At 69.3% G+C, this 10,189-nt stretch carries 8 protein-coding genes; 5 read left to right on the top strand and 3 right to left on the bottom strand.

What is annotated here, in order from left to right; genetic code table 11:
• The 5 genes from MTR65_RS19805 to MTR65_RS19785 form a co-directional block, all read left to right on the top strand.
• On the top strand, positions 1 to 753 hold a 753-nt coding region (locus MTR65_RS19805; protein WP_243803281.1), incomplete at its 5' end, for an HlyD family secretion protein.
• A gap of 1 nt (position 754) precedes the next feature.
• Positions 755 to 2,335, top strand: coding sequence for an MDR family MFS transporter (locus tag MTR65_RS19800; RefSeq protein WP_243803279.1), 1,581 nt, complete (start codon positions 755 to 757; stop codon positions 2,333 to 2,335).
• The gene (locus tag MTR65_RS19795; protein WP_243803277.1) at positions 2,335 to 3,792 is read left to right on the top strand and encodes an efflux transporter outer membrane subunit; all 1,458 of its coding nucleotides are present in this window, start codon (positions 2,335 to 2,337) and stop codon (positions 3,790 to 3,792) included. Before MTR65_RS19800 ends, MTR65_RS19795 begins: the two co-directional genes overlap by 1 nt.
• A gap of 207 nt (positions 3,793 to 3,999) precedes the next feature.
• Positions 4,000 to 4,422, top strand: coding sequence for a VOC family protein (locus MTR65_RS19790; protein ID WP_148629244.1), 423 nt, complete (start codon positions 4,000 to 4,002; stop codon positions 4,420 to 4,422).
• Entirely contained in the window at positions 4,412 to 5,431 is a 1,020-nt protein-coding gene (locus MTR65_RS19785; protein ID WP_243803275.1) for a homoserine dehydrogenase, read from the top strand. Before MTR65_RS19790 ends, MTR65_RS19785 begins: the two co-directional genes overlap by 11 nt.
• Positions 5,432 to 5,462: 31 nt before the next feature.
• On the opposite strand, the gene MTR65_RS19780 is transcribed toward MTR65_RS19785, so the two are convergent.
• The 3 genes from MTR65_RS19780 to MTR65_RS19770 all read right to left on the bottom strand — a co-directional run.
• Positions 5,463 to 6,524 carry a family 8 glycosyl hydrolase gene (locus tag MTR65_RS19780; RefSeq protein ID WP_243803273.1) on the bottom strand — a complete coding sequence of 354 codons (1,062 nt, stop codon included), beginning with the start codon at positions 6,522 to 6,524 and terminating at the stop codon, positions 5,463 to 5,465.
• A complete protein-coding gene (bcsD, locus tag MTR65_RS19775; RefSeq protein ID WP_243803270.1) occupies positions 6,514 to 6,975 on the bottom strand; it encodes a cellulose biosynthesis protein BcsD in 462 nt (153 codons plus the stop codon). The genes MTR65_RS19780 and bcsD overlap by 11 nt, the downstream gene beginning before the upstream one ends.
• A 1-nt stretch (position 6,976) precedes the next feature.
• The coding region (locus tag MTR65_RS19770; RefSeq protein ID WP_243803268.1) for a cellulose biosynthesis protein BcsC at positions 6,977 to 10,189 on the bottom strand (3,213 nt) is incomplete at its 5' end.

Raw genomic sequence — 10,189 nt, 5'->3', positions numbered from 1 at the left:
CTCGCCGCCGCGCGCGCCAAGGCCCGCCATGATGCGGGCGAGGTTGATCGCTACGCTCCGCTCGTCGCCTCGGGCGCGGAACGGCGCGAGACGCTCGACCAGCTCAAGCTTGCCGCCACCCAGTCGGCCGAGCAGGTGCGCCAGCTCGAAGCCGCGCTCACCGCCCAGCAGCGCCGCATCGCCACGCTTGAAACGCAGGTCGCGCAGGCCCGCGCGCAGGGCGAGGGTGCGAAAGCGCAGCTCGAAGCCGCCGACGTGGATCTGAAAGCCACGCTTATCCGCGCGCCCATCGCGGGCCGCATCGGGGACCGCACCGTGCGCACCGGCCAGTTCGTGCAGGCAGGCACGCGGCTCATGTCCGTGGTGCCGCTCGACAAGCTCTACGTGACGGCGAACTTCAAGGAAACGCAGCTTGCCCTCATGCGTCCGGGCCAGCCCGCGCGCATCTCGGTCGACGCCCTGGAAGGCACCGAGATCAACGGGCGCGTTGCCAGCGTGTCGCCCGGCACCGGCGCGCAGTTCTCGCTGCTCCCGCCCGAGAATGCGACCGGCAACTTCACCAAGATCGTCCAGCGCGTGCCCGTGCGCATCGCCATCGAGGCGCCTGCCAGCGCGCGCAAGCTGCTCGTCCCCGGCCTTTCGGTGACAGTCACGGTCGACACCCGCAGCGCCGAGGGCGAACTGGACGAGATCGAGGCGGCGAGCGAAGAGGCCGAACAGAGCGCCGAGACGAAGGCTCGCGGGACGCGCTGACATGGCGAGCGCGGCTCTCGATGCAAACGCAGGCGGTAGCGGCAGCGGCGCACAGCCGCGCCGCAACGCGGACCTGGGCGCCTGGCTGGCGGTTGCGGCCGGCACGATGGGCGCGCTCATGGCGACGCTCGACATCTCGATCGTCAACTCGGCGCTCCCCACGATCCAGGGCGAACTGGGCGCGACGGGCACCGAAGGGGCATGGGTTGCTACCGCCTACCTTGTTGCCGAGATCGTCATCATCCCGCTGTCGGCCTGGCTGGAGCGGATGCTGGGGCTGCGCACCTTCCTCCTCATCGCGGTCACGCTCTTCACCATCTTCTCGGTGATCTGCGGGCTTTCCACCTCGCTTTCGATGATGGTCTTCGGGCGCGTGGGGCAGGGCTTCACCGGCGGGGCATTGATCCCGACCGCGCAGACGATCATCGCCCAGCGCCTGCCGCGCCACCAGCAGTCGATCGGCACGGCGGCCTTTGGCATTGTCGCGATCCTGGGCCCGCTGCTCGGCCCTCTTGTCGGCGGCTGGCTGACCGAGAGCGTCTCGTGGCACTATGCCTTCTTCCTCAATGTGCCGATTTCCGCGGTGCTGCTCACGCTCCTGTTCGTAGGGCTACCTGCCGAGAAGTCACGCCTCCACCTCATCCGCGAAGCCGACTGGTTCGGCATCGCCGGGCTCGCGCTCGGCCTTGGCGGCCTCACCGTGTTCCTGGAGGAAGGCGCGCGCGAGGAGTGGTTCGCCTCCGAGCTCATCCGGTACATGGCGGCCACCACGGTTGTGGGCTTCGGCCTCCTGTTCTGGGGGCAGGCGACCGCGCGGCGCCCCGTGATCAAGCTCAGCCTGCTGCTCGACCGCCAGTTCGGCGCCGTGGCAACGATGGGCATTGCGCTGGGCGTCGTGCTCTACGGCACGTCCTACGCCATTCCGCAGTTCCTCGCCGCGATTGCCGACTACAACGCGCTGCAGTCGGGCAAGGTGGTGCTGCTATCGGGCATCCCCTCGATCCTGATGATGCCCTTCGTGCCGATCCTGATCCGCAAGGTCGACATCCGCCTCGCGGTGGGTTTCGGGATGCTCATCATGGGGTTTTCGGCCTACCTGGAGACGAGCCTCACGATCCAGTCGACGGGCGGGGACTTTACCGAGTCCCAGCTGATGCGCGGGCTCGGCACGATCCTGGGGATGCTGTTCCTGAGCCAGGCCTGCGTCCAGTCGGTTCCCCCTGAGGACGCGGGCGATGCCTCGGGTCTGTTCAACGCGATGCGTAACCTGGGCGGCAGTTTCGCCCTGGCGGGTATCTCGATCCTCCAGCAGAACCGCGTCTGGCTGCACTCGCGCCGGATCGAGGAGAGCCTCCACGCCAACGACCCGGCCGTGCAGGATTATGTCTCCAGCATGGGCCGGATGCTCGGCAGCCCCGAGGCAGGCCTTCGCGTCCTCGGCCAGACCATCCAGGGCCAGGCGCTGACGATGACCTACAACGATATCTTCTTCGCGATGAGCGTGGTGACCGTGCTGGTGTTTCCGCTGGTCTTCCTGCTCAAACCGCTGCCCAAGGATGCCTCCGCAGGAGCCATGCACTGATGTTTGCCCCCCGTACCCCTCTCGCGTCCGCCTGTACGCTCGCCCTCCTTTCGCTGGCGAGTGCCTGCACCATGGGCCCGGACTATGCTGGCCCGCCTGAGGTTATCGCGCCCGGCACCAATGGCGACGCCTTCGTGCGCGCGGACGAAAGCGTGCGCGCCGACGCGCCGCAGCTCGCCCGCTGGTGGGAGAGCCTCAGCGATCCGCTGCTCACCCGCCTTATCGACGACGCGCTGGCGCACAGTCCCACGATGGACCTGGCCGCAGCGCGCATTGCCGAGGCGCAAGGCAGCCTCGCCGAGGGCAAGGCCGGGCTCATGCCCAGCGTGTCGCCCAACGCGATGTACGTCCACGCGCGCCTGCCGGGCTCGGCCATCGGGGGAAGTGGAGAGGGTGAGGACGGCGAAAGCTCAGGCGGCAGTTCCTCGCTCGACTTCTACAATGTGGGCGCCAATGTCTCGTGGGAGCCGGACCTGTGGGGCGCGCGGCGCCGGGGGATCGAGGCCTCACGCGCGCAGGTCGGCCAGCGCTATGCCGAACTGGCCGATGCGCAGGTGTCGCTGAGCGCGCAGGTCGCCCAGACCTACGTCAACCTGCGCGATGCCCAGGCGCGCCTGGCGCTCACCCGCGAGGCGGTCGCCAAGCAGCGCCGCGCGCTGGAACTCACCCGCCAGCGGCTGGCCGCAGGCACGGCGTCCGATCTGGAAGTGGAGCGCCTGCAGGGCGAGCTTGCCGCCAACGAGGCGCAGACCGTGCCGCTGGACACACAAGTCCTCCTCTACAAGAACGCGCTTGCCGTCCTGACCGGACAGGCTCCGGGCGCGCTCGATGGCGAACTGGAGGACGAAGGCGCACTCCCCCTGCCTCCGGCCCAAGTTGCGGTGGGCGATCCGGCAGGGCTCCTCGCACGCCGCCCGGACATTCGCGCCGCCGAGCGCGCGCTGGCGGCCAGCACCGCGCAGATCGGGGTCAAGGAAGCGCAGCGCCTGCCCGGCATCTCGTTCATGGGGATCCTGGGGATCGGCGGAACCGAGCCGGGCGACGTGCTCGATCCGGGCAACCTTGCGGCCCTCCTCATGCCGCAGATCAGCTGGCCGCTCCTCGACTTCGGGCGCACCGGCGCGCAGGTGCGCCAGGCCCGTGCGCAGGCCGACCAGGCCGAGGCGCAGTACCGCCAGAGCGTGCTCGAAGGCCTGCAGGACGCCGAGGACAGCCTCGCCCGCTTCGGCGCGACCCGCCGCCAGTTGGCGCGGCTGGTCGCCTCGCAGCAAAGCGCCGAGCGGGCCGCGCACCTCAACCGCCTGCGCTTCGCGGCGGGCACCAGTTCGCTGATTGATCAGCTCGATATCGAACGCCAGGCGCTGACCGCCGCCTCCAACGTCGCGCAGGCCAAGGCGCAGCTCACCATTGACTACATCGCGGTGAACAAGGCGCTGGGGCTGGGCTGGAGCGAATAACCCTTTCAAGGGGCCATCGCCCCTTGACCCCCACCACGGGCGACCTCACCTCTCTCGGCCAAGGAGGCGGGAGAGTCCTGAGGTTGACAGTTTGGGGAGCCCGAGGGCGATGGCCTTCGGCAAATCCTTTCCTTCTCCTTGCCCCTGCCAGGTGCCTGCGGCACAGGGGAGGCCAGACCCGAACCAACAATCCAGCGGGAGCTTGCCATGGCCGTCACCCATCCTTTCCACCTTGCCTTCCCGGTCGATGACCTGGAGGCGGCGCGCGCCTTCTACCTGGGCGTGCTGGGCTGCAATGAGGGGCGTTCGAGCGACGAGTGGGTCGACTTCGACTTCTTCGGCCACCAGATCGTCGCGCATCTGGCCCCTGAGGAGACGGGCGCGGTCAAGGCCAATGCGGTGGATGGCCACGGGGTGCCGGTACGCCATTTCGGCATCGTGCTCTCGATGGCCAAGTGGCAGGCGCTGGCCGATACGCTGGAGGCCGCGGGGATCGACTTCATCATCGCGCCCTACATCCGCTTCGAGGGGGAACCGGGCGAACAGGCGACGATGTTCTTCGCCGATCCGGCGGGCAACGCCATCGAGATCAAGGCCTTTGCCGACATGGAGCAGCTCTTTGCCAAGTGAGGCTTTGCGGCCTGTCACGGTCGCGATTGCGGGCTACGGCAATATCGGGCGGCAGGTGGCCGTGACGCTGCTGGAGCGGCGCGCGCGCTACGCGCAGGTCCATGGTTGCGATGTGCGTCTCGTGGCGGTGTGCGGCTCGCGCACAGGGGCTGTGAACGCGCAAGGGTTTGCCGCGGCGTCCGGGATTGCGCTGGAGGAGGGGCTCACGGGCTGCGAGTTCCTGGCGCAAATCGCGCCCGACGTGCTGATCGAGGCCGGGCCGACCGACTTCGCGACCGGAGGGCCTGCGCTGGGCTATCTGACGATGCAGCTGGGGGCGGGGCGCGATGTGGTGGTGGTCTCCAAGGGCGCGCTCGTCCATTCGGGGGCACGGCTGCGCGAGCTGGCGCGTGCGCGCGGCGCTTCGCTGCGCATCAGCGGGGCGACGGCCGCCGCGCTTCCCACCATCGACCTGATCGAGACGGGGCTGCGCGGGGCCAAGGTGCTGGCGCTCGAGGGCGTGTTCAACGCGACCACCAACTTCCTTCTCAACGCGATGATGGCGCGCGGCTGCACCTTTGCCGAGGCCCTGGGCGAGGCGCAGGCGGGCGGCTTTGCCGAGCGCGATCCGAGCCGCGACATCGAGGGTTGGGATACCGCCTGCAAGCTCACCATCCTTGCCAATTTCGGGCTCGATGCCGGGCTGGTGCTGGAGGATGTCGCGGTGTCCGGGATCGGGGACGTGACGCCGGAGCGGGTCGCGGGCTGGAAGGCGCAAGGACAGGTGCCGCGCCTTGTCGGGCGGCTCGACTGCACAGGAGAAGCGCCGGTCGCCTCGGTTGCGGTCCGGACCTATCCGCTTGACCATGCCTTTGCGCATATTCCGGGCAAGACCAAGGCCCTGCGCGTCGAGACCGACTGCATGGGCGAGATCCTGACGATGGGGGGCGGGCCCGAGCCACTCGCGACCTCGTGCGCCGCGCTCAAGGATTTCGAGCTGGTTCTGGAAGAGCGGGCGGGCCGGGGCTGACGCGAAGGTCACAGCCCCGGCGCGCGTGTCCTCACACCTGCGCGAGCATCTGCTGCGAGGCGGCGAAGTAGTCGTTCGAAAGCTGGGTGGGATAGGCCGTCCCCAGGAGGCGTCCGGCAATCGCCGCGCCGCCGTTGGAGAGGGCGTATTCCGCTTCCTGGCCGCTTACCACGTCGATCCACGCGGGGATCGGGCGGTGCTGCGCCAGGCACGAGCGCCAGTAGCTGGCGATGGGCGCGGTAAGATCGCTGCGATTGCCCTGCGCGCCCCACAGCGCGACGCGGATGGCATCGTAGCCAAAGCGCGGCGGCTTGTCGGGGGCAGGCGCAACACTGCGCGTGCCGGTCACCCGGACCCAGTCGCAGGGAAGGTCGTGGCGTCCAAAGCGCGAGAGGCGCAGGAGGTCCTCGCTGTCGCGGATCACGCGGCCCCAGGTTGCCATCCCGTCAGCTTTTGCAAACTGGTCGAGCGCGGGCCACACGAAGTAGCTGGGGTTGAGCGTGACGCCTGCGTCCTCGACGAAGCCTTGGAGGCCCGGGACCAGCAGCTGGCGGTTGTAGCGCGAGATGACGCAGTGCTTGCGGATCGCGGCGCGGACCTCACGGGCGCGCTCGGTCCAGCGCGGCTCGTTCCAGCGTTCTCCGGCTAGCGCCAGCGCCCAGGCGATCACGATGTCGCCGTCGGTCGCGTTGTTGGTGTCGGTCATCGCGCGCGCCGCGGGCTCCCAGCGCCAGCCGTAGAGCGCCATGTCGCTGCGCGCGAGGTTGGCCTCGGTCCATTCGGCGATGCGGGTGAAGGTGTCGCGTTCCCCGGCCTGATAGGCCAGCAGCAGGCCGTAGCTCTGGCCTTCGCTGTGGCTGATGTCGCCGTTGCCGGTGTCCACGACGCGGCCCTCGGGCGCGAGGAAGTGGGTGCGCCACGCGGTCCAGAACGAGGCGCCGACAGGGCTGGGGGCGGGAAGCGTGGGACGGGGCGCGGTGTGCATGCCGGGCATGGCGGCCTCGCTCTTCTGGCTCTTGTTGCAGGCGGCAAGCGCGGCCATCAGGCCGATCGCGAAGGTGCGCCTGTCGATACGTCTGTAATCATCGACCATGGCGAAGCTCGAGCGTATCCCCTTTCCATTCGGCGGTGGTGGTGAGCGCCGGGCCGCTGCCCAGCGCGCGGAACCAGCTGTCGTAGGCGCCTTCGAGAACGCCTGCGAGCATCGTGGCCCAGTGGCCGCGCGGATCGGGGGCGATGTCGCGCGGAAGATTGGTGTGCTGGACGACAATTCCCTCGTCGGTCAACTCGAGCCTGGCTTCCCCCCAGTCCAGCGCGCGCCAGAAATCGTTGATGCGCATCGAGAGCAGGGCCGCATCGGAGAGGCCGTCGAGGCTTTCGAGAGCGGCCATGCGCCGACCGATCGCGGCAAAGAAGCCACGGGCCTGAAGCTCGGGCACCGCCTCGCAGATCTCGGTCGCGCTCGAAATGGCCAGGAGGGCAAGACCGCCAAGGCCTGCATCGTCGCTGGATCGCGTGCGTGAGGGAAACGCCTGGTAGTTCATGTCACTTTGTACTCCCGAAGCTTTGGCGCACGCCGAGCATGCCGCGGAATTCATCGTAGGAACCGAACGTGTTGAAGCTGGCCTCGCCACCGATGCGGGTGGAGTTGCTCAGCTTGTAGTAAAGCTCGCCCTCTGCCGATAACGCGAAACCCGTCTCGCTGATCCCGTCATAATAGGATCGCACGTCGTCGTTCTCGAGCTTGAGGCCATCGAGCAGGCCCTGGAGCAGAGGTTCGGTCGGATAGAGCACGCTGCGATCCTGGCTGTAGCTTTGAAAACCGGGCGTGAACGAGGCGCGTCCGACAAAACGTTCGTCCTCGATTGCGTAGTTCACCGGGAAGCCGACCGAGATGAAGCTCTGCGGACTGAAATAGCCGCCATTGCCGAAGGTGAAGTAGTTCTGGCTCTTGTCGTAGCCCTGGTAGTTCACGTTGAGGCCGACCGTGACCGAGTCCGTGCGGCCCTGGTAGGCGCGCAGGTATCCGCCCGCATTGGCCTCGAAGCCGGAGTTCTTCGCGACGTTGGTGCCGGTGAAGCGGTAGTAGCGGCCCTCGCCGTAGATGCCGTTGCCGTTGCTGTCGTAGGACAGCCCGCCGCCTGCACCAAAGCGCATGACCTGGCCCCAGCGCACCCCGGTGACGGGATCGCGGGTGCCCGCATAGGACACGACCGAATCGGTCACCGGCTTGCGCTCCACCCAGGCGCTGGCGCGCACGTCGCGCCCGATCTTGGGGGTCGCTGCGGCGCGGTAGGTCAGTCTGGTCTCGCCCATGCCGATGGGCGTCGTGCCCACTTCGACCTGTGCGAAGTCATTGCTGTACCCGGCCGAGAAGGCGACGCCCGAGGCGTGCTGGCTGTCCGCGTTGGCAAGCTGGGCTTCCTCTTGCGCGACGATGGCGGCGGCCTCGATCACGCCGTTGGCCCCGAAGCGCGCGAGGCCCGAGCCGGTGGGCCTTCCTGCATCGATGACGCTGGCCTCGGCCTTGGCGTAGACGCGCCCGCCCGCAAATCCGGTCGAGAGTTCGGCCGAGCCCTTGATCTCGTCAAGCTGGCTGAGGCCGGTTTCGCCCGAACGGCGGCGGTAGGCGGTCTGGACGTCGGCGCGCGGGCCGGTGTCCTGTGCGAGTTCGGAGATCTCGGACTGGATCCGCGCCAGCACCGGATCACCGCCGTAGCGCGAAGAGGTGCTCGCTCCTGCCCCCTGTGGGGCTCCGGCAGGGGCGTAGGCGGGGGCGGGGGCAGCGCCTGCGCCGTACCCGGCCGCGCTTTGCGTCGCGGTGGCGCTGCCAGCGAAGGCGGCGGGCGCAGAGCCGCTGCGGCTTGCGTAGGCTGGGGCCGCGCGGCCCTGGCTGTAATCGGGGCCCGGAGCGTAGCTCGGCGCGCTGGAGGACTGGGCTGCGTAGCCCTGGGCGCCATACCCTTGGGCCCCATAGCTCTCGTTCGCCGCGGCATAGCCCGCAGGGGCACCATAGCCGCCCATCGGCTGGGGCTGGGGGGCGTAGGAGGGGGCGGGAAGGCGCGTGCCGCCGCCCAGCGCGAAGGGGTTGACCGGCTGGGGCTGTGCCATGGCCGGGCCCTGGTTGCGGAACGGGTTGGCTCCGGCTTGGCCTTGCATTCCGGCAAAGGGGTTGCCGCCCAGCGCCACGACGCTGGTTGCGTTGTGCTGGCGGGCGTAAAGCTCGCGCGCTTGCTTGAGGTAGCGCACGGCCTTGCGTTCGTTGCCCGCGACCCGCTCGACATCGGCGAGCGCCATGTAGACCTGGTAGTCCTGCGGGTAGGAGCGCAGCAGCGCGTCGGCGGCTTCGTCGGAGAGCTTGCCGTCGCCCGCGCGCTGGGCGCTCTGGGCAAGGCCGATCAGGCCGTCCTTGTCGCCCGGCTTCTTGGCAAGGTACAGCTGCCAGGTCTGCGCGGCGCGCGGCGCCATGTTGCCGTTCTCGTAGAGGCGCGCGAGCCCGGCGAGGATCTCGACGTTGTCGGGCGCGGAACTGTACGCGCTCTGGAGGATGTCGAAGGCTTCGGCGTAGCGTCCGGCAAGGCGCGCGCGGTCGGCCTGCCCGATCATCAGCGTCGCTTCCATCCGGCCATAGGCCTGCTGGCCCTGCGGCGAGGACCCGGCCATCTGCCCGGCACGCTGGAGCGCACTCTGGGCCAGATCGTCGCGGCCGGTCTGGACGAGAACGCCGATCAGCCCCTCGTATTCGCCAAGGTCCGTGACCTGGCCGTTGAGCGCGCGCTGGGCGACCTGGGCGGCTCCGACCTGGTCGCCCAGTTCGAACAGGGCGCTGGCGATGGCGGCCTGCTTGCCCACGGGAATGGCGCGCATCTCGCCCAGCTGGCGCAGCGAGCCCAGCGCCTGTTCGCGCTGGCCGTTCTGGGCAAGGGCCCGGGCCCGCGCGATCGCCGCGTCGGTCTTTACCCCGATCGCGAACGTGCGCATCGGTGCGGTGCGCTGGGTCTCGGGGATCATCGAGAGCAGGCGCTCAGCCTCGGCAGGGCGGCCCAGGTCCTCGTTGAGGAGCGCGGCGGCATAGAGCGCGTCGGGCGCGCCGATGCTGACGAGCGAGCGCAGCAGCGATTCCGCCTCGGGCATGCGCCCGCGCTTGATCATGTATTCGGCAAACTCGTAGCGGATCCACGGGTCCTCGGGATCGGCCATGAGCCCGGCCTGGAATTCCTGGACGGCGCCGGTGTCATCGCCGCGCTCGGCGGCGGCAAGGGCGCGGCCGCGCGCAGCGCGCATCTGCAGGCGGTTCTCGTCGGCGTTGGCGCCTTCGGCGGCCTGGCGGTAGAGGTCCGCGGCGTCGGCGTAGCGGCCCTGCTGCTCGTAGACCTGGGCCAGGATCTCCAGCGCGGGGGCCGGTTCGGAGTAGTTTGATCGCACCAGTTCCTCGGCGCGGGCCTGCGCGGCGCCCAGCTGGCCCTGATCGAGCAGGTCCTGCGCGTCCTCGACGCCTGCGAAGTAGCGCGCCGAGGCAAGCCCTTCGGCCCACTGGCTGGCTTTCCCGGCGCGCGAGGCGCGTTCGAGCAGGTCAGCGGCCTCGGTGAAGTTCTTCTGGCGCAGGCGCACGATGCCAAGGCCGCCCAGAGCGTCCGGGTCGCGGGAATTGACGGCGAGCGCCTTCTCGAACGCGGTGGCGGCAGCCTCGAGGCGTTCGGCTTCGAGGGCCTCGAACCCGGCAACGCGGGCACGCCCTGCGCGGTCGGCCGCGCTGGG

Source organism: Novosphingobium mangrovi (assembly GCF_022818885.1).
Lineage (GTDB): Bacteria > Pseudomonadota > Alphaproteobacteria > Sphingomonadales > Sphingomonadaceae > Novosphingobium > Novosphingobium mangrovi.
Note: the sequence above shows the minus strand (reverse complement) of the source record. Positions and strands in the feature narration are given on the sequence as shown.